The following is a 23,309-nucleotide window of genomic DNA, read 5'->3' as shown; positions in this document are numbered from 1 at the left end:
CGGTCTTTCCGTTTGCCTTCTGCCGAAAACGAGCGCGCCTAGTCCGACGAGAAGCCAAAGGCCGGTGTACCGGAATCGGTGCCGAAGGCGAAGTCCGCCCCACCGGCGTCCGTGCCGAAGTCGAAGCCGGACTCGCCCGTGTCGTCACCGAACCCGAAGGTCGGCGTGTCCGAGCCGGTCTCGAAGCCGAATCCGGACCCGGCACCGTCGTTGCCGAACTCGAACGCCGGCCCGCTCGCGTTCGTCGCGAAGTCGAAACCGGAACCACTGCCCTCGGTGCCGAACTCGAACGCCGGTCCACTCGACCCCGACGCGTTGAACCCGTCGAACGATCCGCTGGTATCGTTCCCCATTCCGTCGAACGTCCCACCGCTCGAATCGTTGCCGTCCTCGAACGTCGGGTCGGAGTCCGTCGAGTCGTTGCCGTCCTCGAACGTCGGGTCAGTGTCGCCCCCGTCGGACCCGCCGTCGGAGGTCCCGCCGTCGCTTCCGCCCCCGTCGGAGGTGTTCAGCGACGGGTCGACGGTGAGGACGGTCGAGGCGGCCGCGTCGCCGCTCCGGACGGTGGCGGTATAACTCCCCTCGGCGTCGGCGCTCGCCGTCCACACGAGCGTGACGGACTGGGTCGCGCCGGCGGCCACCGAGACGAACGTGTCGTCGACGGTCGCGCCGTCGACGACGAGCGAGACCGGCTGGCTGACCGTCTCGTCACGCTGGTTCGTCAGGGACGCGTCGACCGCGACCGTGCCGCCCGGCGCGACCGGATCGGACGTACCGGTGATCGCGACCGCGAGCGGTGCCTGGGACGCGTTGCGTTCGGCGAGCGCGAAGTCGGTCTCCGTGGTCTGGCCCGCCTGAACGTCGATCTCGCTGGTGGTCGGCCGGTAGCCGTCGGCGTCGACGACGACCGTGTACGTGCCTTCGGCCATCGTGAGATCGAAGGTCCCGTCGGCACCGGTCGAGGCTGACATCGTGCCGTTGAGCGTCGTCACGGTGGCGTTCGGGATCGGCGTCCCGCTCTCGTCGGTGACGGTACCGGCGAGCCCGCCGTCGGCCCGGTCGAGCGTGAAGTTCCGCGTCAGCGTCTCACCCGGCGAGAGCGAGACGTTCGTCACGTGGAGTTCGTACTCGACGCTCCCGGCTCCGAGGTCGTACTCCCCCGGGTCGACGGAGAGCTGGTAGCTCCCGTCGGCGGCCGGCTGTGTGCGAGCCACGTACTCGTCGGGGAACCCGGCCGTGTCCGCGAACCCGCCGGGCTGGCGCAGGTCCACGAGTACCGAACTGATCGGGTCGCCGTCGCTGTCGGTCACCGTTCCCTGAATCGTCGTGGTCACCGTGACGGTCACGTCGACGGTCGTCGTCGCGTTGGCCGTCACGTTCACCGACCGCGTGGCGACCTGCTCGCCGTCGACCGACACCGCGAGCGTGTACGTCCCGGTCTGCACCGCGACCGCGTACCCCCCGGTCGCGTTCGTCGTCGTCGCCGCCGGGCCGACCGAGACGGTCGCGTCCGCCACCGCCGCACCACTGCCGTCCGTCACCGTCCCCGTGACGCCCCCGATGGTAGTCTCGTCGGTCGTGTCCGTGCCGTTCGTCCCGTCAGTCGTGTTCGTGTCCGTCGTGTTCGTCGTGTCCGTCGTATTGGTCTCGTTCGTCTGTATCGTCCCGAGCGACGCGTCCGCCGCGTCGGCCCCTGTCACGGTTGCCCCGCCGACGGCACCCGCAACCCCCACGGCCGCGATACCGAGTGCGACGACGGCAACCACTGCTGCGATCCGTATCTCCCCCATAGTGTTCACTTAATTTCTATATTTTCCGCTTAAAATTTTTCTGGCTATTTTAATTATAAACTCGTGTCCCGTTTCCGTCGCTGGGGTCGTCGGGACAGCCCCAAGCACTGGCGCTGTCATGCCGAGTCACCGTTTTTAAGCTACCCGAGACGGGAGGGGAGTGTATGCTGGACAAAATCGGGACGGCTGGGGTTCTGGGGCTGGTCCTCCTGATCGGAGGGATCGGTCTCGTCGCGATAGAGAACCCACTCATCGCGGCTGGCATCTGTTTCGCCATCGCGGGCTTGCTACTGGTGGCGTACGGGTTCGTGACGACAGTACTGGGCGCGCTCGGGATGGGACTGGGCGACGTGACCTAGCTCTCCGGTCGGTCCGCCCGGTGTTCGCTGATCAGTCGATCCACCATCTGCTCGTTGTTCTGTTTCTCGCGTTCCTCGGCCCGGTCTTCCCAGTCGTCGATCACCGTCTCGACCTCGCTCTCCCGGGCCACCGCGAGTTCGTCGACCTCCTGAATCCCAACGTCGTCGGCGGGGCCGACGGGCACCTCGTGTTCGAAGAGCAGGTCGTCGGCGGCCTCGGAGAGTTGGCCGCCGTCCCGCAGGACCACGCGCGGGTTCACGTCCGCGAGGCGCTGAGCGGTCGACCGACCGGCACCGCTCCCGTCGCGCAGGTAGATCACGTCACCCTCGGCCAGCCCGTAGGCCTCGTCGGCGTGTTCGAGGGCGTCTTTCGTGAACTCCTCGACCACCTTCACCGGGACGAGATCGGCCTGTTTCTCCGACACGTCCGCGAAGTTCGAGTGGTCGAGTTTCCACAGCGCCTTCAGCCGTTCGAGTTTGTTCTCCAGTTCGTCGACCCGCTCGCGCTCCTCGTCGAGTTCCCGTTCGAGGCGTTCGTTCTCCCGCTCTAGCCGGGTGATCTCGCGGCGCTCGCGGGCCTCGCGGCGTTCCTCGCGGCGGGCCTCCGAGAGTTCCTGTTCGTACTCCTCGATCCGGTCGTCCTTGCGCGCGATGGTGTCTTTCAGGTCCTCGTTGTGGTCTTCCAGTCGGTCGACCCGGGCTTCGAGGCGCTTGATTTTCTTCTCCTCGGCGGTGAGTTCCCGGGCGGTGTGTTCGGTCGTCTCCTCGTCCTCGTCGGGGTCCCGTTCCAGATCATCGATGACGGCCTCGACCGACTCCTCGCCGGCGACGACGCGGGCCAGCACCTCGCCGAGGTCGAACTGCGGCGGCACCTTCTCGGCGACGCGCTCGAACTGGTCCTCGTGGGCGTCGAACGCCGACAGCGCCGCGGCCAGGGCGTCGCGCTGGTGGTCGTCGTCGTACCCCTCCTCGCGGGTGCGGTGTTTCTTCTCGTCGACCGGGAGGTCGCTGGCTGGCACCCACGCGGCGGCCTCGAAGCTCCGCCGGATCTTCTCGACGGTCTCGGGCATCGGCTCCACGTCGGCGGCGACGACTATGGGTCGACCGCGCTCGATGATCCACTCGATCACGTCCGCGGTGTCCGCGGTACGAGTACTGAACACGTCCAGCACCTCCCCGTGCACGTCGACGACGGCCGCCGCGGTGGTCGTCCCGGGGTCGATGCCGACGATGACGTGATCGCGGCGCTTGACCAGCGGCTGGAACTCGATGCCGTCGCGGCGCTCGCGCTCGATCTCGACCCGCACGTCGCCCGAGCGGTGCGCCGAGACGGGGATGTCGACGGGTCGGCCCTCGACCTCGAAGATCGCGTTCGAGAACCCGCCGTACTTCTCGGTCACGTCCCGCTCGTAATCGAGGCCGGCGTCGTCCAGTTCGGACTCGACCTCGCGGCTCCGTTTCTTGACTGCCCCGTGAATCCGGCGGGTGTAGCGGTCCTCCGACCAGCCGCCCTTGCCGGTCGAGCGCCCGCGAGCGACCTTCACGCGGGTGGTGTTCGTGAAGGCCGACACTTCCTGCCCGACGTTCATCGCGGCGAGTCGCGCCGCGGCCTCGGCTTCCTTCATCGGGTCCTTGCCGTACGGGACGTTGTGCCGGCCGGCGACCCGGGAGAGCGGTTCCGGCCGCTCCGCGCCGGTGACCTGGACGAGTTTCGTCTCGTCGGGGAGTTCGCCGAGGAAGTGGATGAGGGCGTCCTTGTCCGCGGCGAGTTCGTACATGTTGTCCGTCGCGACGATGGCCGGCTCCCGGTCGTCGATCAACCGGCGGAGTTTCCGCCGGGAGACAACGTCCCGGTCGACCGACTCGCCGTCGAAGACGACCAGTGCGTACGACGGTGCATCCCCCCTCACGTCACCGCTCTGGATGTCCACCCCGAAGACGACTGCATCGAGCGCGCTCGTACGGGCGTTCACGACTACCACGGACTAGGGACCTGTGTGGCATAAACTTCGTGCCGGGTCACCCGCCGAACAGGTCACGACGGTGCGACGAGCCCCGCGAGGACCTACAGCTCCGCCGCGACCGCGTCGGCGATGGTGTTCAGCCGTTCGCGTCCGGGTTCTGACCGCTCGAACCCGAGTGTGACGCTGTCGTCCCCCGTTCGAGGAATGACGTGCAGGTGGACGTGGAACACTTCCTGGCCCGCGACCGCGCCGTCGGCCAGGAAGAAGTTGATGCCCTCGGTCGGCACGTCCGACGCCCGCAACGCCGCGGCGATCTCCTGTCCCACCCGAAACAGTCGCCCGCCGGTGTCGGGGTCCAGTCCGTCGAGCCCCGCCGAGTGGGCCTTCGGAATCACCAGCGCGTGTCCCTCCGTGACGGGTGCGATGTCCATGAACGCGAGCGTCTCGTCGGTCTCGTGGACGACGCTGGCCGGCGCGTCACCGGCGACGATGGCACAGAACGGACAGTCGTCGGGCATAGCGGCATCTGGGTGGCCGACGGGAAAAAGTCAGTCCCCGCCCTCCCCGTCCGGGAAGGGCACGTCGAGTTCGTCGCCGTCGTCGGGGAGGAAGGCCTCGCCGTCGAACACCTCGCGGGCCTCCCGTTCCAGTCGCTCGGACTGGCCGGCGTAGCGCGTCGAGACGTGGGTCAGCGCCAGCCGTTTCGCCCCCGCGCGGTTGGCGATCTCGGCGGCCTGTTTCGCCGTCGAGTGGCCGGTCTGGCCCGCCCGCTCGCGGCGGTCCTCGGCGAAGGTGGCGTCGTGGATCAACAGGTCCGCGTCCTCGGCCGCCTCGACGACGCCCTCGGTGGGGCAGGTGTCGCCGGTGTAGACGACCCGCCGACCGGGCCGTGGCGGGCCGACGACCTGTTCGGGCTGGACGACGGTGCCGTCGTCGAGTTCGACCGGCTCGCCGTTGTGGAGTTTGCTGTACGCGGGGCCGGGTTCGATGCCGAGTTCCTCCTCGGCTTTCTCGCGGTCGAACCGGCCTTTGCGGTCGTCCTCGACGATGGCGTAGCCGACCGACGTGGCCCGGTGGTCGGTCTCGAACGCCCGGACCTCGAACTCCCCGCCGTCGAGTGCCACGTCGCCGGGCGAGACCTCGTTGACGCGGACGGGAAAGGAGGGTTCGTTGCCGGTCACGGTGATCAGGTCCCGGATCCGGCGGCGGGTGCCCGCAGGCGTGTGGATCGCCACGGGCTCCTCGCGGTCGTTGAAGTCCCAGGTCTGGATCAGACCGGGGAGGCCGAGGACGTGGTCGCCGTGGAGGTGGGAGACGAAGATCTGCGAGACGGCGAAACCGGTGGCAAAGCGCATCATCTGGCGCTGGGTCCCCTCGCCGGCGTCGAAGAGGAAGCGCTCACCTTCCCGGCGGACCATCACCGCGCTCGGGTTGCGCATCGTCGTCGGAACGGCCCCGCTGGTCCCGAGAAAGGTCACGTGCATATCCATCCGGTCGGCAGGCGGCCCTAAACCCGCTTCGAAAGGGGGCCAGCCGGGATCGGGACCCCACGGCAGCGCCGGCTTGCGGTTGCAACGGTAGAGTCGCGGCTTACCACCAGCCATCGGGGACCCGAAGCGAGTGCAATCCAGTCCTACCAGCGAGTAAGGCCGGGTTCCAGCTGTTGACGGAGCGAGGCCGGCCCGCAACGGTGGCCGTGATTTAATCACGTCACCGTGGAGGGGCCGACGCCCATGACACAGCGTACCCTGGCAGCAGCGGCCGCCGTCGTCGTCGTGCTGGGGCTCGGCGTCGCCGGTGCGATGGCGGTCAACGCCGGCACGAGCGGGCCCACGGCGACCCAGATCGCACAGCAAACACCCCCGGACGATCCGGGCGTCACCTTCGACGATCAGGAGACCGACGGCGAGACGGTCACGGTCGAGCAGGTGCGCCTCCCCGACGGCGGGTACGTGGTGATCCACAACCGGAGCCTCCTCGACGGCGATGCGGTCGGGAGCGTCGTCGGCGTCTCGGAGTACCTCGACCCCGGCACCTACGAGGACGTGACGATCCGGCTGTTCGACGTGCGAGGCGCGCAGTTCGACCGTGACGACCTCGACGACGATCAGGTCCTGATCGCGATGCCACACCGGGACTCGAACGACAACGAGACGTTCGACTTCGTCACCGGCGACGGGGACGTGGACCCGCCCTACAGGAACGACGACGGCACGCTGGTTCTCAACGGCGCGTTCGTGACCGTCGACGACGACGATGACGGCGACGGCGACGGCGATGGTGAGGAAGGGATCGAGGAAGACGACGAGGACGACGAGGACGACGAAGACACCACGACGACTCCCAACAACACGCCCACGACCCCGGAGACGACCACGACGGACACGCCCACGACCACGGAGACGACCACGACAACCGACTCCCCGGGAGTGATCACGACCGAAACCGAGACCGCGACGCCGGAGCCGGCCCTGCCCGGCGACGGCGGGACGCCCGAACCCGACACCCCCGAGGACGTGACCGAGACGCCGGATATCGATATCACGCCCGACGAGGACGACGACGAGACGCCCGGGGCGGACGAGACGCCCGAAGACGGTGAGGACGGCATCGACACCCCCGAAGACGAGGAGGGTGAGGACGAACCGGAAGACGGGGGAGCCGACGAGAACGGTGGGGCCGACGAGATGGACGAACCCGCCGACGAGGGTGACGAGGCCGACGAGGGCGGTGAGAACGGCGCGGACGACGGCGAGGAAAACGGTGGTGACGAGAACGGAGCCGACGAGGACGGCGACGGTGAGGAGAACGGCGACGAGGACGGCGATGAGGACGGCGACGAGGACGGCGGTGACAGCGGCAACGGGAACGGTAACGGAGACGACGGCAACGGCGACGGCGGGGAGTCCTGAGACTCGCGGCGCACATCTTCCGCGGTCGCCGACCGACCGATTCTTACCGGCCGTCCCCGTAGCCGACGCCAATGGACGCCCCCCTGTGGACCGAGGAACACGCGCCGGAGATCGACGATCTCCCACAGTCCGGGGTCCGCGAGTCGCTGTGGCGAGCGGTCGACGAACCCCTCAATCTCGTCGTCCACGGCCCGAGCGGGAGCGGCAAGACCGCCGCCGTGCGCGCGCTGGCCCGCGAGACCCACGCCGACCCCGACAACGACTTCGTGGAGATCAACGTCGACGACTTCTTCGGAATGACCAAGAAGGAACTGAGCGAGGACCCACGCTTCAGTTCGTTCATCACGTCCAAGCGCCGCCGCGAGTCCTCGAAGGCCGACCTCATCAACCACGTCCTCAAGGAGTCGGCCAGCTACTCCCCGGTCTCGGGCGAGTACAAGACGGTCCTGCTGGACAACGCCGAATCGATCCGCGAGGACTTCCAGCAGGCGCTGCGCCGCGTGATGGAGAAGTACTACGAGACCACCCAGTTCGTCATCGCGACCCGCCAGCCGTCGGCGCTGATCCCACCGATCCGCTCGCGGTGTTTCCCCGTCCCCGTGCGCGCGCCGACTCACGACGAGACCGTCGCCGTCCTCCGGTCGGTCGTCGAGGACGAGGGCGTCGAGTACGACGAAGACGGCCTGGAGTACGTCGCCGGCTACGCCGACGGCGACCTCCGGAAGGCCCTGCTCTCGGCCCAGACCACCGCCGAGACCGAGGGCGAGATCTCCATGGAAACGGCCTACGAGGCGCTCGGCGAGGTCGGCACCGACGACCGCGTCGAGGAGATGCTCGACGACGCCGAAGCCGGCGACTTCACCGACGCCCGGAAGACGCTCGACGACCTGCTGGTCGACGAGGGTTACAGCGGCGAGGAAATCATGGAGGACCTGCTACGCGTCGCTCGTTCGCGATACGAGGCCGACCGGCTGGCGCGACTCCACCAGCTGGCCGGCGAGATCGACGTGGACCTGAAAGAGGGGACCAACGAGCGCCTGCACGTCTCCCATCTCCTCTCGAAGTTGGCCGAGTAAACCAGAGGGTGCCGATATTCGGCGACGACTACGGCGAGCACGCGTCCGTCAGCGGCTACACCGCCGCTCTTGTCACCGACGACCCCGGCTGGATTGCCGCTCTTGTCACCGACGACCCCGGCTGGATTGCCGCTCTTGTCACCGACGACCCCGGCTGGATTGCCGCGGTCGTCAGCGCGGCACCGTCAAATCCTCCAGATACCCACCGCAGTCAGGACAGAGCCGGTCGTCGACCTCCTCGGTAATGCGCTGATCGCAGTCCAGACACTCGTAGTACGGGTCTGTGTCCGGCGTCGGTTCGGTCAGTGGCATCCCTTCGGTTCGGGCAACGACAGCCACCCTTGTTAATCCCTTGCACAGTTCAACCCTCGGCGCGAGCCAGCACGAGGACGTGCCGCGTCAGCGAGCGATGGACGCGGCGCTCGAACCGATCAGTCACTCGCCAGCCGGCCTCGCGTGCGGCGTCGTCCCAGGCACGGTCGGCGACGACGACGGCCCGTGGCGCGACCCGGCGGGCCTCGGCGAGCGCGCCGGCCACGAGGTCTTCGAGTGGCTGATTGGCGATCTTCGACTGGCGGCCGTAGGGAGCGTCGAAGACCACGCCGTCGACCGCGTCGTCGGGGAGCGGGAGCGCAGTCGCGTCCCCGCGGAGCGTGTGCCAACCCCCCGGTTCGGGCAGGCCCCCGGGCGACCGTGCGGCCGTGAGGCAGTGCCCGAGGTTCTCTGCCGCGCCGCGGACCATCTTCGACTGGGCGTCCACGCCGAACACGTCGGCCCCGACCAGTCCGGCCTCGATCAGCCCGCCGCCGGTGCCACACATCGGGTCCAGAATCGTCGCCTCCGGCCCCGCACCCGCGATGTTCGCCAGGGCGCGGGCCAGAAGCGGGTCCATGCTCCCGGGCTGGAAGAACGGGCGGTCGGTGGGCTGTCGGTCGCCGAAATCGCGGACGCTCTCGAACGCGAGCCACCCCAGGGCGCACGCGTCGGTGGAAAATACCGCCCGAAGTTCGTGGTCCGGATCGTCGAGGTCGACGGCGAACCCACGGTCCACGAGGACGGCCCCGAGTTCCCGCTCGGCCGCCTGGGTGTCGACGCCGGAGAGACCGCGCACGTCGCGGGCCCGGACCGCGACGGTCCCCGACCGCTCGATTGGGGCGGCCTCCAGCAACGCCCGGGCACTCGCCACGTCGGGGTCGGTCCGGCCAACGTACTCGCTGGCGCGGTGGGTGTACGCGAGACCGCGTGTGCGCGCGTCGACGCCACGCGCTGTCGCCAGCCCCGGTGCGAGCCGGGCCACGCCCGTCGCGACGGCCGCGGCCTCCCGCGCGGCGAAGGCGTCGTCCTCGCCCGCCAGTTCCAGCAGGTACACGCCCGTAGATGCCCGCCTGTGGCGTATACGCCTTCCGGTCGGCCGCGCCGAAACCGGCCCGCCGAACGGCCGCGACGGTCCCACCGGGACTGGTAAGCACAGCGACCTATCATCGACAGGTACCAAGCTTTATAAACCTTAAATACGTGCTTTAAGTCGAGACATGGTTGACCCCAAGGAAACAATCAATATTGAAAACGTCGTCGCCTCGACCGGCATCGGGCAGGAGCTGGACCTCCAGAGCGTGGCAATGGACCTGGAGGGGGCGGATTACGACCCCGAGCAGTTCCCCGGCCTCGTCTACCGGACCCAGGAGCCCAAGTCGGCGGCACTCATCTTCCGGTCGGGAAAGATCGTCTGTACGGGCGCGAAGAGCACGGACGACGTGCACGAGAGCCTGCGGATCGTCTTCGACAAGCTGCGTGACCTGAACATCCAGGTCGACGAGGACCCCGAGATCGTCGTCCAGAACATCGTCACCTCCGCGGATCTGGGCCGGAATCTCAACCTCAACGCCATCGCTATCGGCCTCGGCCTGGAGAACATCGAGTACGAGCCCGAACAGTTCCCCGGGCTGGTCTACCGGCTGGACGACCCCGACGTGGTCGCGCTCCTCTTTGGCTCGGGCAAGCTCGTGATCACGGGCGGCAAACAGCCCGAAGACGCCGAGGAAGCCGTCGACCGGATCGTCTCCCGGCTCGAAGAACTCGGCCTCCTCGACGGATAGCGCAGGCTACATACCCACGCCACACCAAGCGCGGGTATGCTACCGCTACAGGTCGACGCGACGGGTGGTGGGCCGCTGGCGATCGTCGTCACCTTCCTGCTCGTCGCCGCCTTCTACGCCGTCACCCTCCACCTGGCGGCGACTTTCTTCATCGGCGACGTGCCGAGCCAGCGCGCCGCCTACGTCGCCCCCGCGCCCGCGATTGCCTCCCTGTTGCTCCAGCAGTGGGGCCTCCGTGGGTTCGGTCCCCTCTCGCCGAGTCTCGCCGCCGGCATCGCCATCCTCGCGATCCTGGCCGCCGACCTCATCGCTATCAGCTACGTCTACCGGCTGCAGTGGTCGTCGGCACTCCCGCTCACCCTGTTGCACTTCGGGTTCGCCGCAGTCCTCGGTGTGGCACTGAACAATATCTTCGGCCTGCTCTAGGCCTCCTCGAAAGCCACGTCGTCGAGCAAGCGGCCGAACGTGTCGTCCTCGACGGTGCAGACGGCGCGCCTGTCCTCGGCGTCGTACGTGATCACGCCCACAGCGTCGAGCTTCGGCAGGTGGGTGTGGTGGAGCTGGAGACGAACCGTCTCCAGCGGGGGTCGGTCGTCACCGGCCGCAGTTACGTCACGCCGGGCCAGGACCGCCCGTGCGAGGGCGTCGAGCGAGAGCCATCCCCCGTTCCGGAGGACCGCGAACGCCGCACGGCGATGGGGATGTGCCAGTACGTCGAGCATACGCGAGAGGTCGTCGGATTCGTTGGGGGGTCGTCCTGTCCGACGCCACCCATCCAGCGTGGTCCGGGTAGCCGTCCGCTCGGTCCCCTGGGTATCCTGGCCCATACGCCCCAGAGGGGCGGCCCGCCTCATCAGCATATCCCGTGCACAGCGTGCAGGGGTTGCACGCGCTGGCCGGCGACAGCAGGTCGCGGTTACCGCTCGAACGGCGTCGCCTCGGTGCGGTACTCCTCGACGGTGCGTTCGGCCCATCGGCGAGCGCGTTCGTCCTCGGTCGCCACCAGCGCCGCGGGTTGCCCGTCCTCTACCAGACCGAGTTCGACGGTGTCGGCGTACCGGCCGAGATAGTAGGGGAACTGCCCCTCGTAGACCCACAGCGAGGCCGTCTCGGCCGCCTGCAGGTCCGCGACCAGCTCGCGGTAGTCCGCCTCGCTCCGGAGGTTCTCCGCGACGGCGGGGGTCACCACCAGTTCGAGGTCCGCCCCGGCCTCGGTGACCTGCTGGTGGAGTGCCTCCAGTGCCTGCGCGCAGGTCAGCGGGAACAGCATCCGGAGGTACTCCGCGCCCTCGATGTGTTTGACCTGCTCGTGGATCATCTTCAGCGGGTCGGCCGGGTCCGGCGTCGTCACCGACACGTCCATGTGCCGGAGGTTCAGGTCGACCGCGCCCGTGTCGACGTGTTCGTAGACCGGCGCGAGTTCCGAAGCGGTGTCGACGGTCCGCACGAGGTGTCCGAAGTCCTCGGCCACCCACTCGCCGGCCTGCGTTGCGTCGTACTCGCGGTTCCGTTCCCGGACCCATCCCCGTTCGGTCAGCGCGTCGAGGTTGCGCTGGACCGTCGTCCGGGCCGCGTCGAACCGTCGCTGGAGGTCGTCGCGAGTCAGCGGCCCCGACTCGACCAGCGCGTTCAAGATTCGGACGCGCGTCTCCGAGCGCGCCAGGAACTCCACGGCCTCGATGGCCTCGCTCCGCTCGCCCGCCGTCGTCGGCGTCGGTCGCTCACTGGCGAACTGTGATGGCACGTCGCCAGTCGTCCCGCCGTCCGTCCGTTCGGTGCCAGTCACGCCGTCGCCCCCCGAATCCCGCGCCTCGGTCCGCTCGTCCACTCTTGCACCGTCTGTCGCCTCGTCCATATCGCCTTTCGTTTCAGGCTATCGCCACATAAAACCAGCCACACGTCCCAGCGGTCACTCGACCAGCCGCTCGATCTCGGTCACCAGCACGTCCGTCGCCCCTTCTGCCTTGAGGTCGGTGATCGTCTCGAACACCGACCGTTCGTCGACGACCGCGTGGACCGCCACCATGTCCTCGCCCGCGATGTCCATCACCGTCGGACCGCCCATGCCCGGAATCACGTCTTTCACCGCCTCGACTCTCTCCTCGGGGACGTTCATCATCAGGTAGCGTTTGTCCTCGGCGGTCTTGACCGACGAGAGAGCGGTCCGCACCTGCTCGACCTTCGGGTCGTCCACCACGTCCTCGCGGGCGAACAACCGGACGGAACTCTCCAGCACGTCGTCGATCACGGCCAGCCGGTTCATCCGGAGGGTCGTCCCCGTACTCGTGATGTCGACGATGGCGTCGGCGATGTCGACGTGCGGCGTGAGTTCGGTCGCACCCGAGACCTCCGCGATGTCGGCGTCGACGCCCTGCTCGTCGAGGTACGCCCGGGTGACGTTGGGGAACTCGGTGGCGACGGTCCCGCCGTCCAGGTCGCCCACGGACTCGACCGGGCCGTCCTCGGGTGCCGCCAGCACGAGGCGGCAGGCCCCGAACTCCAGGTCGAGCAGGTCGACCAGCTCGTCCGTCTCGGATTCCCTGACCTGATCGAGGCCGGTGATCCCCACGTCCGCGGCCCCGTCGCTGACGTACTCGGGGATGTCGGCGGCCCGGGCGTAGAGAATCGTGACTTCGGGGTCGACAGTGTCGGCGTAGAGTTTCCGGTCGGCCCCGTCGACCACGTGGAGGCCGGCCCGTTCGAGCAGATCGACCGACGGATCGTGTAGACGCCCCTTGTTGGGCACGGCGATGCGCATACCGGCCCTTCCGGACCCGCGGGCAATTGCTTTTCGCACGCCGCCCCGACCGCTCGACCCACCCGAGAGGCGTTATCAGCCACGATACTGCCGGAGAAATCGACTTATATGGCCCCTTTACACGAGAACACATGGCAAACGTACTGGATAGACTCTTTCTCTCGCTCCCGGGTCCGATCCGCGAGCGACTCTGGGGGAAATTCGCGTTCGCCCTGGGCACGGTCGCGGTCCTCTCGGTCGTGCTGACGGGGGCACTCATCGTCGTGTTCGACCTGCCGTGGGTGCCGCTGCTGTTGCAGTGGGCGATCCTGATCGGTCTGGCGACCGGCACGAGCATCTACGTCGGCGCGGACTTCATCGGCCAGATGCAACGCGTCGAGCGCAAGGCCAAGGCCATCGGGCAGGGGGAGTTCGACACGCGGGTGACGACGCCACGGGAGGACGAGGTGGGAGAGGTCTTCGACGCGCTGGCGACGATGCGTGACAAGCTCCAGGAGCGCATCGAGGAGGCCGAGCGGGCCGAGGCGGCCGCCCAGCGCGAACGGGAGAAAGCGGAGGCGCTGAGCGCCGAGGCCGAGGAGTTGAACGACCACCTCGAACGGAAAGCCGGGGAGTTCGGCGAGACGATGGCGGCGTGTGCCGACGGCGACCTGACCCGTCGGCTCGACGCCGACGGCGAGAGCGAGGCGTTGGCCCGTATCGCCACGGAGTTCAACGAGATGATGGACGAGATCGAGGCGACGATCCTCGATCTCCGGGCCTTTACCGACGACGTGGCGGCCGCGAGCGACGAGGCCACGGCGGGCACCGACGCGGCCCGCGAGGTCGGGTCGGAGGTCCGGGAACACATCACGGACATCGCCGACGGTGCGAGCGAGCAAGACCGGAAACTCCAGTCGGCCTCCGACGAGATGAGTCAGCTCTCGGCCACGGTCGAGGAGATCGCGGCCACCGCCGACGAGGTGGCCGACGTGTCCGACCGCGCCGCGGAGGCGGGCGACCAGGCCAGGGACGCCGCCGAGGCGGCCGTCGGCGAGATGGACCGCATCACCACCCAGACCACCGAGGCCGTCGACGACGTGGAGGAACTCGACGCGGAGATGGCCGAGATCGACGAGGTCGTCGGCATCATCGAGGACATCGCCGAGCAGACCTCCGTGCTGGCGCTGAACGCCTCCATCGAAGCCGCCCGGGCCGGCGAGGCCGGGTCCGGGTTCGCCGTCGTCGCCGACGAGGTGAAAGACCTCGCCGAGGAGACCCAGGCGGCGACCACGGAGATCGCAGAGCGCGTCGAGCGGATCCAGGACCGGACGGACTCGGCCGTCGAGGGGATGCACGAGACCAGCGACCGCGTCGAGGACGGCATGGAGACCATCGCGGCGGGCCTCGATTCGCTGGAGCGCGTGGCCGAACTCGTCGCCGACGCCAACCAGGGGATCCAGGAGATCGACGCGACCACCGACGAGCAGGCCGCCCGCACCCAGGAGATCGTCGCGACCGTCGAGGAAGTCGCCGACATCAGCCAGCAGACTCGTGAGGAGACCGACGCCGCGACCGAGGCCGTCGACCGCCAGCAGGAGACCCTCGAAGCGGCGACCGACACGGTGGAGGGCGTCGCCGACCGGACCGACGAGTTGCGCGACCTGGCCGACTACTTCGAGGTCGACGCCGACGCCGAGCGCGCGACGCTCGCGGCGGACGGCCGCGGCGATTGAGTGGGAGTCCCCGTCTTTATGCCGTCCGGCCGCGGACGCCAGAGCATGACGACGCTGAAAGTTGCGGACGGTCGCGTCCTCCGCCCCGACCACACGGTCGAGCGGGCGGACGTTCTCGTCGATCAGACCAGCGGCGAGATTCTATCGGTCGAACCCGACGGCGAGGGCAGTGCCAGCGCCGACGACACCCTCGACGCCGAGGGCGGCCTCGTGATCCCGGGACTGGTCAACGCCCACACACACGTCGCGATGACGCTGTTGCGGGGCTACGCCGACGACAAGCCGCTCGACGCCTGGCTCCAGGAGGACATCTGGCCGGTCGAGGCCGAACTCACCGCCGAGGACGTGCGAGCGGGCGCACGGCTGGGCATCCTGGAGATGATCCGCTCGGGCACCACCGCCTTCGCGGACATGTACTTCTTCATGCCCGAGGTCGTCGCCGCCGTCGAGGAATCCGGAATGCGCGCACTGCTGGGCTACGGCTCGATCACCGTCGGCAACGACGACGAGGCCGCCCACCAGGAGATGCAGGACGGCCTCGACTTCGCGGAGGGGTACGACGGTGCGGCCGACGGCCGCGTCTCGACGGCGTTCATGCCCCACAGCCTCACCACCGTCGGCGAGGCGTACCTCCGGGAGTACGTGCCCGAGGCCCGCGAGGCCGACGTTCCGATCCACTTCCACGCAAACGAGACCGGGGGCGAGGTCGAACCCATCGTCGACGACCACGGCGAACGCCCGCTGGAATACGCCGACGACATCGGGATGCTGGCCGACACGTCCTTCCTGGCCCACGGCGTCCACACCGACCGGACCGAACACGAGTTGCTGGCCGAGCGCGACACCGCCGTGATCCACTGCCCGGCCTCGAACATGAAACTCGCGAGCGGGATGGCCCCCGTCCAGGCCATGCGGGACCGCGGCGTGACCGTCGGCCTCGGCACCGACGGCGCGGCCTCGAACAACGACCTCTCGCTGTTCGACGAGATGCGCGACGCCGCCATGCTCGGGAAGCTGGCGGCCGACGACGCCAGTGCCGTCGACGCCGACGCGGTCGTCGAGATGGCCACGCAGGGCGGCGCGGACGCGCTCGGGATGGCCTCGGGCCGGATCGAACCGGGCGCGAACGCGGATCTGGCGGTGCTGGATCTGGACCGGCCCCATCTCACGCCGGCCCACGACCTCGTGAGCCACCTCACCTACGCCGCGAGCGGGTCGGACGTGCGCCACACGGTCTGTGACGGCCAGGTCCTCATGCGGGACCGGACGGTGCAGACGCTGGACGCGGACGAGGTGCTCGCGGACGCTCGCGAGCGTGCCGCGGCCCTGATCGACCGCGCGGAATCGTGACGCGACGGGTGAATTAAACGGCCAGTCCTGGCTTTGAACGTTCTACGGATAGCTGGCGTCGTCTTGGATCGCAGTGAATTCACTGAACGGGAATCCGGGTTTATGCAGGTCTCTCGCCTGGACACAGGTGAGATGCAATCGAGAAGCACACTGTTCGCACTCGTGTCCGTGGCGCTGCTCGTCGGCGCGGCGCTGGGCCCGGCCGTGGCCGCCGGCTCACCGACCGCCGTGTCGAGCGGAGCCGCGCTCGCACAGGACGACACCACCACCAACGAGACAGCCACGAACGACACCGACGACGGCAACGAGACTGACCTGAACGAAACGGACGGCAACGAGACCGACGACGGCAACGAAACGGATCTCGACGAAACGGACGGCAACGAAACTGAAACCAACGAAACCGACGACGGCAACGAGACTCGCGTGCCGTTCGGGCAGCTCGTGTCCGCGTTCATCGAGAACACGCGTGCCCAGATGAACAGCACGAACAGCACGAACGGGTCCAGCACCCCGTTCGGCCTGCTGGTCGCGGCGTTCGTCACGGAGAACAACCCCGGGAACGCACCCGACCACGCGGGACCGCCCGCACACGCCGGCCCCGGTGGCAACGAGACGAACGCGAGCGAGCGCGGCCCGCCCGAGAACCGCGGACCACCCGAGGACCGTGGCCCCAGCGAGGACCGGCGACAGGGCCCGCCCGAGGACCGCGGCCCCGACAGTGACGACGAGGCAGACACCGAGAGCAGTGGCGGCAACGGCGGCGGGAACGGTGGCGGTCCGCCCGCGAACGCCGGCGGTAACGGCGGCGGTAACGGTGGCGGTAACGGTGGCGGCGGCGGCGGTCCGCCCGCGAACGCCGGCGGCCCCGGTCGATAGGGCGACTCGTTTCTGACGCTCCGATTCGTCGCTCGCCCTGACGGTTCAGTCGGACTCGGAGACGGCGATGTTCCGGTACTGCGAATCGTGTGACCCGCAACTGATCCCCTCGTTCCCGTCGCAGTCGTTGACGATGATGAGCGAGTCGGCGTCGCCGAGGTTGTTAGTATTTTTGTACACCTCGCCGAGTGGAACCTCGTAACGGGTCCAGCCGTCACCGGTCCCGTAGTAGGCCCCGCCGTAGTCGCTGACGTTGACGCCCCAGTTCTGCACGCCCGAGAGCCGGACGACCCGGCCGCTGTCCTGCCCGGTCCCGGCGTTCTCGAACCCGATGCCGTGGATCGCGCCCTCGTTCGTACTCCTGAACTCGAAGGTCAACACCGTGTCCTCGGTGACCGTGTAGTTCTTCGAGATCAGTTGCCACTTGTTACCGGTCACTTCGACGCGTCGCCCGTCGTCCGAGATCGTCGTCGTCGCCGACGGGTCGTTGTAGTTCCCGCTGAAGTCACTGAGCGAGTCGGCGTCGGCGGTGATCAGTTCGCCGGCGATGCCGTCCGCGATCCAGAACTGCCGGCTGTGCAGGACCGCGCCGCTGGCTTCGTGGACGACCGAAACCGTCAGTTCGCCCCGGATCACGTCGTGCGGGAGCCGATACTGGTCACCCGCGGTGATCCGGTCGTCGTCACCGCCGGCGACGGGGGCCAGCGACGACAGCCTGACGCGCCGGGTATCGTCGCCGTGACGCAGGACCGCGACCGTCTCGGCGGCCGACAGGCCGTCCCCGGCGGTGTGGACGAGAGTGACGTTCCCCGCCGAGGCCGACGACGAGAGCGACGCCGTCGTCGGGTCGCGTGTCGTCTCCTCGGCGAGCGAGAAGCCGAGGACGGCGACGACCCCGATCAGGACGACGCCGACCGCGACGAGCAGGAGGCTCCCGATCACCTCCGACTGCCCCCGACCCCGGCCGACATCTCGCATATCCGAGTCTTAGATCCGCGCTGAGTAATCGTTTTCGTCGGTCTCGGTCCGTGAGCCGCGCGCTCGCCGCCCCGGTTCGGCAGCGTTTTGAGGGTGCTGTCCAACTCTCGGGCAATGACTGCGCCGATCAGCGAGCGGCTCGACGACCCCGAGACCGCACGTGAGGAGGGGCGACGGAAGATGGACTGGGCGCGCGAACACATGCCGATTCTCGCCTCGCTCCGCGAGGAGTTCACCGAGAGCCAGCCCTTCGCGGGCGAGGTGATCGGGATGGCGATGCACGTCGAGGCCAAGACGGCCGTCCTCGCGGAACTGCTGGCCGAGGGCGGTGCCGAGGTCGCCATCACCGGCTGTAACCCGCTCTCCACCCACGACGACGTGTCCGCGGCCCTGGACGCCCACGGGAACGTCACGTCCTACGCCGAGCGCGGCGTCGACGACGACGCCTACTACGCCGCCATGGAGGCCGTCATCGAACACGAACCGACCATCACGGTGGACGACGGGATGGACCTCATCGCGGCCATCCACGAGGACTACCCCGAACTCATCGACACCATCGTCGGCGGGTGTGAGGAGACCACCACCGGCGTCCACCGCCTGCGCGCGATGGACGACGACGGCGCGCTCGAATACCCGGTCTTCGCCGTCAACGACACGCCGATGAAGCGACTGTTCGACAACGTCCACGGCACCGGCGAGTCCGCGCTCGCCAGCATCGCCATGACGACGAACCTCTCATACGCCGGCAAGACCGTCGTCGTCGGCGGCTACGGGGACTGCGGCCGCGGCGTCGCCAAGAAGGCCGCCGGCCAGAACGCTCGCGTCATCGTCACCGAAGTCGACGCCCGGCGCGCCCTCGAAGCCCACATGGAAGGCTACGAGGTCATGCCCATGCACGAGGCCGCCAAAGAGGGCGACGTGTTCGTCACGACGACGGGCAACCGCGACGTGATCACCGCCGAGGACTTCGAGGTCATGCAGGACGGCGTCTTGCTCGCCAACGCGGGCCACTTCGACGTGGAGATCGACCTCGTCGCGCTGGAGGAGATGGCCGCGGAAGTGACCGAACCCCGCGACGGCATCGAGGCCTACGTCATGCCCGACGGCCGCGAGTTGAACGTCCTGGCGGAGGGCCGCCTCGTCAACCTCGCCACGCCCGTGGCGCTGGGCCACCCCGTCGAGGTCATGGACCAGAGCTTCGGCGTGCAGGCCGTCTGTGTGCGCGAACTCGTCGAGGCCGGGGACGCGTACGAGGCCGGCGTCCACGACGTGCCCGACGACCTGGATCGTGAGGTCGCGGAGATCAAACTCGACGCCGAGGGCGTGGCCTTCGACGACCTGAGCGAGGCCCAGGCGGAGTACATGGGCTCGTGGCAACACGGGACCTAGACGGCCGGTCGATTTTTCGGGTCGCCACGCGAAGCGATCCGTATGGCCGAGGACGACGGTGCCCGGAACCGCTGGAACCCGGACGATTACGACGAGGACCACACGTACGTCACCGAGTACGGGGCGGGCGTGATCGACCTGCTCGACCCGAACCCGGGGGAGCGCGTCCTCGATCTCGGTTGCGGGACGGGCCACCTGACCGCGGAGATCGCGGACGCGGTCGGCGAGTCCGGCGAGGTCGTCGGCATCGACCGGGCCGCCGAGATGGTCCGGGAGGCCCGCGAGAGCTATCCCGACATCTCCTTCCAGCGGACCGACGCCCGCTCGTTCAGCGCGCGCGAACCCTTCGAGGCCGTCTTTTCAAACGCCGCGCTCCACTGGATCTCCGACGTGGACCAGAACCGCGTGCTGGCGGGCGTGGCCGACGCGCTCCGCCCGGGCGGCCGCTTCGTCGTCGAGATGGGGGGCGCGGGCAACGTCGACCGGATCGTCACGGCGACGCTGGCCGAACTCGACGCCCGCGGCTACGACGCGACCCACCCGTGGTACTTCCCGAGCATCGGCGAGTACGCGCCGCGACTGGAGACCCACGGGTTCGAGGTGCGACACGCGCGGCTGTTCGACCGGCCGACGGAACTGGACGGCGGTGCCGACGGCCTCGCCAACTGGCTCTCGATGTTCGGCGATAGCCTCTTTTCGGACGTGCCCGACGACGAGCGCGCGGCTATCGTCGCGGCCGTCGAGGACCGGCTCCGACCGGACCTGTTCGACGGCGAGACGTGGACGGCGGACTACCGCCGACTGCGATTCCGCGCCGTCCGCTCAGAGTGAGAGCAGTGTCAGGGCGTTGAGCGCGACGGTGAGCACGGAGATGACGGCGAAGCCGGTCAGGACGAGTTCCGCCGGCCGGTCCGGGAGGTAGTGCCAGGTGACCACGAGGACGACCAGCGCGGCGAACTTCAGCAGACCGATGCCGGCGTCGCCGTAGGTCGTCAGGAAGGCACGCGCGACCCGGTTGCCCTCCTCGAACCCGACCGAGAGACCCGCGAGCGTCGTCACCACGTCGAACGCCGCCGCGACGATGATGACCGTCCACAGCACGGCGTGGGATTCCGGTAGCTCCCGCTCGAAGCGTTCGAGCGCGTCGCGACTGTCGTCGGGCGGCGACCCCGATTCCGACCCCATCCTACCGGCGGAGAGACGGGCCGGCCACATAACAGTCCCCGCGGTGTCAGCGCGTGAGTCGTCCGGGCCGCCGCGTCGGCAGGCAATTCTTGATGGTGTAGTCCCTACTGCTGGTGACGGCACCGACCATGCCGCTGATCCCACCGCAGACCGACGAGATTCGCGCCGAGATGTCGAAAGATCACCGCCGCTTGCTCCACTGTCTCGACTGTGGCGGACAGGTCGTCGCCATCCGCCACGGCGGCTCCTGCATCCTCTGTAGCTCCGAGGCCGTCGTGGTCGAGGAGTGGGACTAATAGCCGTGCCGCTCAATCCCCGGGTCGATGCCCACGCGTGACACCGGCGACGACGGGGCCGACGCCGCCGACGCCCTCTCGGTGGTGGCCCACGAACTCCGCCTGGAGATTCTCCGGGCGCTCTGGGCGGCCGAGGGCCACTCGCTGTCCTTCTCGGACCTCCGGAGCGCCGTCGGCGTGCGCGACGCCGGGCAGTTCAACTACCACCTCTCGCAGCTGACCGGCCGGTTCGTCGCTCACGTCGAGGACCGCTACGAACTGCTCTACCCGGGCCACCGGGTCGTCGACGCGATCCAGAGCGGCGTCTTCCACCGGGATCTCGCCGGAACCGAGATCGACGTGTCCGGCACCTGTCCCGACTGTGCGGGGTCGCTCACGTTCACGTACGCGGAGTTCATCGCCCGGATCGAGTGTCCGGACTGCGGGGAGACGGTCCTGGGCTATCCCTTCGACCCGGGCGGGTTCGAGGGCCGCGACGACGCCGGCGTCGTCCGGGCCTTCGACCGCCGGACGCGGCGCTACTGGCTCTCGGCGACCGACGGCGTCTGCCCGGTCTGTGCCGGTCCGACGGACGCGGCGCTGGTGACCGACGCCACGACCCTCCAGGCGCTCGACCGGTACGACAAACACTTCGCGAGCGACCAGCCCGCCCTCGTCGCCACCGACTGCCAGCACTGCAGTTTCTACAGCTACGTCCCCAGCGGCGTCGTCTTGCTCTCACACCCCGCCGTCGTCGGCGCGCTGTACGACCGCGGCGTCGACGTGCGCGAGGAACGGCTCTGGACCCTGCCGTTCGTCGTCGAGGCCGACCGCGTCGCACTCGCCGGGTCGGACCCACTCGAAGTCACCGTCACCGCCGGCCCCGACGACGAGCCGATCACCGCCACGGTCGGCGCGGACGCCGCGATCGGGTCCCTCGACAGCTAGTCGCCGGCGGCCGGCGCGGGCGTCGACGGACAGTCCGGGTAGGCGGCGACGTTGGCGTACGCGACGAGTTCCCGCCCCAGTCCCGCGACGCGTTCGGCGACGGCGTCGTCGGCGAATGCTCCCGCGTCGGTCAGCGCCGAGTGCGAATCCGGGACCGCGACCTGGGTGGGGAGCGTCCACGCGTCCAGCGCCCGACAGACCGTTCGCAGGTGTTCGAGCGCCGGCAGGGGGAACCCGCCGCCCGAGACGGCCAGCAGGCCGACGGTCGTGTCCTCGAACTCGTCGAACCCGCAGTAGTCCAGCGCCGTCTTCAGCGGCGAGGCGTACGAGCCGTGGTACATCGGCGTCGCCAGCAGGACGGCGTCGGCCTCGCGGACCCGGCGACGCACCGCCGACGCCTCGCCCGCGTCGGGCCGGTCGGAGTCGAAGGTCGGCAGGTCCCACTGCCGGAGGTCGAGCAGGTCCGTGGTCGCGCCCGCACTGCGCGCGGCGTCGAGGGTCCGTTCGGCGGCGACTCGCGTCACGCTGTCGTCGGCCTGACTCCCGCAGATCGCGACGACGTGTGCGTTCTCAGTCATGTATCGAGTGTATCCAAACACACGCCCCACACCGAGATAAGCGATTGGTGAAGGCGTTTTCAGTAACGGAACTGATACTAAAGCGTGATGCAGACGGCCCCGGCGACGACGAGTGCCGCGCCGAGGACGAGGCCGCGCGTCACACGCTCTACGTCCCGGAGGAGGACGGCGGCGAAGACGGTGGTAAAGAGGGGTGCCGTCGCCGCGAGCGAGTCGACGATGGCGACCCGTCCGGCCTCCATGGAGAGCGCCGTGAAGAAGGATAGCAGGGCGACGGCCGTGATGAGGCCGCTCCCGGTGAAGTACGTGTACGACTCGCGGGGCGTGTCGAGCGGATCGGTGCCTCGCGTGACGAGCGCGTAGGCCGCGAGCGCCACGAGCGCCGCGGTCTCGTTGATCGCGACGGCCTGCAGGGGTGTCGCCGCGGTGTCCCCGAAGCCGAACCGCCGGAGGACGTTGCCCGCCGCGAACACGGCCGCCGCGCCGACCGGAAAGAGCAGGTCGCGGGGTTTCCAGCCCGACACGTCCCCGCCCTTGGAGTAGGTCAGGACCACGAGTCCCGTGACGAGGACGACGATGCCGACGCCCGTGAGCGGGCCCAGCGGTTCGCCGAGAAAGCCCAGCGCGAGCAGGGTCGCAAAGAGCGGGCGCGTGCTGATGCCGGCGCTGTTGATGCTCGCCCCGACCCGGTGGACCCCGGCGAACACGAGGATTCGGCCCATCGCGGTGCCAAAGAGGCCGGCGACCGCGAAGACGGCGACGAGATCGACCGTCAGCCCGGCGAAGGGGTCGGGCCAGGAGGTCACCAGCAACGCCAGCCAGTACAGCACCGAGTCCACGACCACGACGACGATGGCGGCCTGGGTCGCCGTCCCACCGGCGTCCATCCCGCGCTTGTCGAAGATCGGCCCGAGACCCCAGAGGACGGCCGGCAACAGCGCCAGCGCGTACACGACCAGCGGCGTCCCCGTCACCGACGATCCGCTCCTGTCACGCTCCCCGTTCGGGGTGGCCGCCCCAAGTGGCTTCCGTTCACTTCCGCCCCGCTCCCGTG

At 68.9% G+C, this 23,309-nt stretch carries 25 protein-coding genes; 12 read left to right on the top strand and 13 right to left on the bottom strand.

The features are described from left to right. Positions 1-38 precede the first annotated feature (38 nt). Complete coding sequence (locus tag ACOZ4N_RS16135) at positions 39-1,790, bottom strand: carboxypeptidase regulatory-like domain-containing protein (protein ID WP_424017390.1); 1,752 nt, start codon at positions 1,788-1,790, stop codon at positions 39-41. A 164-nt stretch (positions 1,791-1,954) separates the two neighbouring features. On the opposite strand from ACOZ4N_RS16135, the gene ACOZ4N_RS16130 reads away from it, so the two are divergent. Next, entirely contained in the window at positions 1,955-2,149 is a 195-nt protein-coding gene (locus ACOZ4N_RS16130; RefSeq protein WP_424017389.1) for a DUF7470 family protein, read from the top strand. Here the strand turns inward: ACOZ4N_RS16130 and ACOZ4N_RS16125 are convergent. The 3 genes from ACOZ4N_RS16125 to rnz form a co-directional block, all read right to left on the bottom strand. Next, complete coding sequence (locus ACOZ4N_RS16125) at positions 2,146-4,122, bottom strand: DUF460 domain-containing protein (protein ID WP_424017388.1); 1,977 nt, start codon at positions 4,120-4,122, stop codon at positions 2,146-2,148. The genes ACOZ4N_RS16130 and ACOZ4N_RS16125 overlap by 4 nt on opposite strands. Positions 4,123-4,214: 92 nt before the next feature. Continuing rightward, entirely contained in the window at positions 4,215-4,631 is a 417-nt protein-coding gene (locus ACOZ4N_RS16120) for an HIT family protein (protein ID WP_424017387.1), read from the bottom strand. Positions 4,632-4,661: 30 nt separating this feature from the next. Further along, positions 4,662-5,597, bottom strand: a complete 936-nt coding sequence (gene rnz / locus ACOZ4N_RS16115) for a ribonuclease Z (protein ID WP_424017386.1) — start codon at positions 5,595-5,597, stop codon at positions 4,662-4,664. A gap of 249 nt (positions 5,598-5,846) precedes the next feature. Here rnz and ACOZ4N_RS16110 point away from each other — a divergent pair, with 249 nt between their 5' ends. Continuing rightward, positions 5,847-7,025, top strand: coding sequence for a DUF7282 domain-containing protein (locus ACOZ4N_RS16110; protein WP_424017385.1), 1,179 nt, complete (start codon positions 5,847-5,849; stop codon positions 7,023-7,025). Between the two features lie 71 nt (positions 7,026-7,096). Continuing rightward, positions 7,097-8,101 carry an AAA family ATPase gene (locus ACOZ4N_RS16105; protein ID WP_424017384.1) on the top strand — a complete coding sequence of 335 codons (1,005 nt, stop codon included), beginning with the start codon at positions 7,097-7,099 and terminating at the stop codon, positions 8,099-8,101. A gap of 171 nt (positions 8,102-8,272) precedes the next feature. On the opposite strand, the gene ACOZ4N_RS16100 is transcribed toward ACOZ4N_RS16105, so the two are convergent. Together ACOZ4N_RS16100 and ACOZ4N_RS16095 are read right to left on the bottom strand one after the other, a co-directional pair. Beyond that, positions 8,273-8,413, bottom strand: coding sequence for a rubrerythrin-like domain-containing protein (locus tag ACOZ4N_RS16100; protein WP_424017383.1), 141 nt, complete (start codon positions 8,411-8,413; stop codon positions 8,273-8,275). Positions 8,414-8,462: 49 nt separating this feature from the next. After that, complete coding sequence (locus ACOZ4N_RS16095; RefSeq protein ID WP_424017382.1) at positions 8,463-9,470, bottom strand: methyltransferase domain-containing protein; 1,008 nt, start codon at positions 9,468-9,470, stop codon at positions 8,463-8,465. A 163-nt stretch (positions 9,471-9,633) separates the two neighbouring features. Here ACOZ4N_RS16095 and ACOZ4N_RS16090 point away from each other — a divergent pair, with 163 nt between their 5' ends. After that, positions 9,634-10,197 carry a TATA-box-binding protein gene (locus tag ACOZ4N_RS16090; protein ID WP_092658697.1) on the top strand — a complete coding sequence of 188 codons (564 nt, stop codon included), beginning with the start codon at positions 9,634-9,636 and terminating at the stop codon, positions 10,195-10,197. Between the two features lie 36 nt (positions 10,198-10,233). Further along, positions 10,234-10,623 carry a DUF7473 family protein gene (locus ACOZ4N_RS16085; protein ID WP_424017381.1) on the top strand — a complete coding sequence of 130 codons (390 nt, stop codon included), beginning with the start codon at positions 10,234-10,236 and terminating at the stop codon, positions 10,621-10,623. Here ACOZ4N_RS16085 and ACOZ4N_RS16080 read toward each other — a convergent pair. The 3 genes from ACOZ4N_RS16080 to hisG all read right to left on the bottom strand — a co-directional run bounded on the left by ACOZ4N_RS16080 (position 10,620) and on the right by hisG (position 12,955). Then, complete coding sequence (locus tag ACOZ4N_RS16080) at positions 10,620-11,024, bottom strand: DUF7344 domain-containing protein (protein WP_424017380.1); 405 nt, start codon at positions 11,022-11,024, stop codon at positions 10,620-10,622. The two genes, ACOZ4N_RS16085 and ACOZ4N_RS16080, sit on opposite strands and share 4 nt — an antisense overlap. 89 nt (positions 11,025-11,113) lie before the next feature. Further along, positions 11,114-12,052 carry a helix-turn-helix transcriptional regulator gene (locus ACOZ4N_RS16075; RefSeq protein ID WP_424017379.1) on the bottom strand — a complete coding sequence of 313 codons (939 nt, stop codon included), beginning with the start codon at positions 12,050-12,052 and terminating at the stop codon, positions 11,114-11,116. Positions 12,053-12,106: 54 nt separating this feature from the next. Next, positions 12,107-12,955, bottom strand: a complete 849-nt coding sequence (gene hisG, locus ACOZ4N_RS16070) for an ATP phosphoribosyltransferase (RefSeq protein ID WP_424017378.1) — start codon at positions 12,953-12,955, stop codon at positions 12,107-12,109. Between the two features lie 131 nt (positions 12,956-13,086). Between hisG and ACOZ4N_RS16065 the strand changes: the two genes are divergently transcribed. From ACOZ4N_RS16065 to ACOZ4N_RS16055, 3 genes are all read left to right on the top strand, one after another. After that, positions 13,087-14,670, top strand: coding sequence for a methyl-accepting chemotaxis protein (locus ACOZ4N_RS16065; protein WP_424017377.1), 1,584 nt, complete (start codon positions 13,087-13,089; stop codon positions 14,668-14,670). 45 nt (positions 14,671-14,715) lie between these two features. Then, positions 14,716-16,020, top strand: coding sequence for an amidohydrolase (locus ACOZ4N_RS16060; protein ID WP_424017375.1), 1,305 nt, complete (start codon positions 14,716-14,718; stop codon positions 16,018-16,020). Positions 16,021-16,152: 132 nt separating this feature from the next. Beyond that, complete coding sequence (locus ACOZ4N_RS16055; RefSeq protein WP_424017374.1) at positions 16,153-16,899, top strand: hypothetical protein; 747 nt, start codon at positions 16,153-16,155, stop codon at positions 16,897-16,899. 45 nt (positions 16,900-16,944) lie between these two features. Here the strand turns inward: ACOZ4N_RS16055 and ACOZ4N_RS16050 are convergent, their stop codons facing one another. Next, positions 16,945-17,877 carry a type IV pilin gene (locus ACOZ4N_RS16050; RefSeq protein WP_424017373.1) on the bottom strand — a complete coding sequence of 311 codons (933 nt, stop codon included), beginning with the start codon at positions 17,875-17,877 and terminating at the stop codon, positions 16,945-16,947. Between the two features lie 114 nt (positions 17,878-17,991). On the opposite strand from ACOZ4N_RS16050, the gene ACOZ4N_RS16045 reads away from it, so the two are divergent. Both ACOZ4N_RS16045 and ACOZ4N_RS16040 read left to right on the top strand, forming a co-directional pair. Then, positions 17,992-19,269 carry an adenosylhomocysteinase gene (locus ACOZ4N_RS16045; RefSeq protein ID WP_424017372.1) on the top strand — a complete coding sequence of 426 codons (1,278 nt, stop codon included), beginning with the start codon at positions 17,992-17,994 and terminating at the stop codon, positions 19,267-19,269. A 42-nt stretch (positions 19,270-19,311) separates the two neighbouring features. Next, complete coding sequence (locus ACOZ4N_RS16040) at positions 19,312-20,100, top strand: class I SAM-dependent methyltransferase (RefSeq protein ID WP_424017371.1); 789 nt, start codon at positions 19,312-19,314, stop codon at positions 20,098-20,100. Here the strand turns inward: ACOZ4N_RS16040 and ACOZ4N_RS16035 are convergent. Then, entirely contained in the window at positions 20,092-20,454 is a 363-nt protein-coding gene (locus tag ACOZ4N_RS16035) for a DUF5658 family protein (RefSeq protein WP_424017370.1), read from the bottom strand. The genes ACOZ4N_RS16040 and ACOZ4N_RS16035 overlap by 9 nt on opposite strands. Positions 20,455-20,567: 113 nt before the next feature. Here ACOZ4N_RS16035 and ACOZ4N_RS16030 point away from each other — a divergent pair, with 113 nt between their 5' ends. Further along, on the top strand, positions 20,568-20,750 hold the full coding sequence (locus tag ACOZ4N_RS16030; RefSeq protein WP_092688234.1) for a hypothetical protein: 183 nt from the start codon (positions 20,568-20,570) through the stop codon (positions 20,748-20,750). A gap of 27 nt (positions 20,751-20,777) precedes the next feature. Further along, the gene (locus ACOZ4N_RS16025; RefSeq protein ID WP_424017369.1) at positions 20,778-21,677 is read left to right on the top strand and encodes a DUF7351 domain-containing protein; all 900 of its coding nucleotides are present in this window, start codon (positions 20,778-20,780) and stop codon (positions 21,675-21,677) included. On the opposite strand, the gene ACOZ4N_RS16020 is transcribed toward ACOZ4N_RS16025, so the two are convergent. Together ACOZ4N_RS16020 and ACOZ4N_RS16015 are read right to left on the bottom strand one after the other, a co-directional pair. Continuing rightward, on the bottom strand, positions 21,674-22,255 hold the full coding sequence (locus ACOZ4N_RS16020) for an NADPH-dependent FMN reductase (protein WP_424017368.1): 582 nt from the start codon (positions 22,253-22,255) through the stop codon (positions 21,674-21,676). The two genes, ACOZ4N_RS16025 and ACOZ4N_RS16020, sit on opposite strands and share 4 nt — an antisense overlap. Before the next feature lie 77 nt (positions 22,256-22,332). Continuing rightward, positions 22,333-23,229: an EamA family transporter gene (locus ACOZ4N_RS16015; protein WP_424017367.1), complete on the bottom strand. Its 897-nt coding sequence runs from the start codon at positions 23,227-23,229 to the stop codon at positions 22,333-22,335. Between the last annotated feature and the right edge of the window lie 80 nt (positions 23,230-23,309).

Source organism: Halorientalis pallida, from assembly GCF_049605515.1.
GTDB classification, from domain to species: domain Archaea; phylum Halobacteriota; class Halobacteria; order Halobacteriales; family Haloarculaceae; genus Halorientalis; species Halorientalis pallida_A.
The sequence above is the reverse complement of the archived record's forward strand: the minus strand, read 5'-3'. Positions and strand labels throughout refer to the sequence as shown.

Coding starts and splice junctions, on each gene's coding strand:
- ACOZ4N_RS16135 (WP_424017390.1), bottom strand. CDS start 1,790: ATGGGGGAGATACGGATCGCAGCAGTGGTTGCCGTCGTCGCACTCGGT.
- ACOZ4N_RS16130 (WP_424017389.1), top strand. CDS start 1,955: ATGCTGGACAAAATCGGGACGGCTGGGGTTCTGGGGCTGGTCCTCCTG.
- ACOZ4N_RS16120 (WP_424017387.1), bottom strand. CDS start 4,631: ATGCCCGACGACTGTCCGTTCTGTGCCATCGTCGCCGGTGACGCGCCG.
- rnz (WP_424017386.1), bottom strand. CDS start 5,597: ATGCACGTGACCTTTCTCGGGACCAGCGGGGCCGTTCCGACGACGATG.
- ACOZ4N_RS16110 (WP_424017385.1), top strand. CDS start 5,847: ATGACACAGCGTACCCTGGCAGCAGCGGCCGCCGTCGTCGTCGTGCTG.
- ACOZ4N_RS16105 (WP_424017384.1), top strand. CDS start 7,097: ATGGACGCCCCCCTGTGGACCGAGGAACACGCGCCGGAGATCGACGAT.
- ACOZ4N_RS16100 (WP_424017383.1), bottom strand. CDS start 8,413: ATGCCACTGACCGAACCGACGCCGGACACAGACCCGTACTACGAGTGT.
- ACOZ4N_RS16090 (WP_092658697.1), top strand. CDS start 9,634: ATGGTTGACCCCAAGGAAACAATCAATATTGAAAACGTCGTCGCCTCG.
- ACOZ4N_RS16085 (WP_424017381.1), top strand. CDS start 10,234: ATGCTACCGCTACAGGTCGACGCGACGGGTGGTGGGCCGCTGGCGATC.
- ACOZ4N_RS16080 (WP_424017380.1), bottom strand. CDS start 11,024: ATGGGCCAGGATACCCAGGGGACCGAGCGGACGGCTACCCGGACCACG.
- ACOZ4N_RS16075 (WP_424017379.1), bottom strand. CDS start 12,052: ATGGACGAGGCGACAGACGGTGCAAGAGTGGACGAGCGGACCGAGGCG.
- hisG (WP_424017378.1), bottom strand. CDS start 12,955: ATGCGCATCGCCGTGCCCAACAAGGGGCGTCTACACGATCCGTCGGTC.
- ACOZ4N_RS16065 (WP_424017377.1), top strand. CDS start 13,087: ATGGCAAACGTACTGGATAGACTCTTTCTCTCGCTCCCGGGTCCGATC.
- ACOZ4N_RS16060 (WP_424017375.1), top strand. CDS start 14,716: ATGACGACGCTGAAAGTTGCGGACGGTCGCGTCCTCCGCCCCGACCAC.
- ACOZ4N_RS16055 (WP_424017374.1), top strand. CDS start 16,153: ATGCAATCGAGAAGCACACTGTTCGCACTCGTGTCCGTGGCGCTGCTC.
- ACOZ4N_RS16050 (WP_424017373.1), bottom strand. CDS start 17,877: ATGCGAGATGTCGGCCGGGGTCGGGGGCAGTCGGAGGTGATCGGGAGC.
- ACOZ4N_RS16045 (WP_424017372.1), top strand. CDS start 17,992: ATGACTGCGCCGATCAGCGAGCGGCTCGACGACCCCGAGACCGCACGT.
- ACOZ4N_RS16040 (WP_424017371.1), top strand. CDS start 19,312: ATGGCCGAGGACGACGGTGCCCGGAACCGCTGGAACCCGGACGATTAC.
- ACOZ4N_RS16035 (WP_424017370.1), bottom strand. CDS start 20,454: ATGGGGTCGGAATCGGGGTCGCCGCCCGACGACAGTCGCGACGCGCTC.
- ACOZ4N_RS16025 (WP_424017369.1), top strand. CDS start 20,778: ATGCCCACGCGTGACACCGGCGACGACGGGGCCGACGCCGCCGACGCC.
- ACOZ4N_RS16020 (WP_424017368.1), bottom strand. CDS start 22,255: ATGACTGAGAACGCACACGTCGTCGCGATCTGCGGGAGTCAGGCCGAC.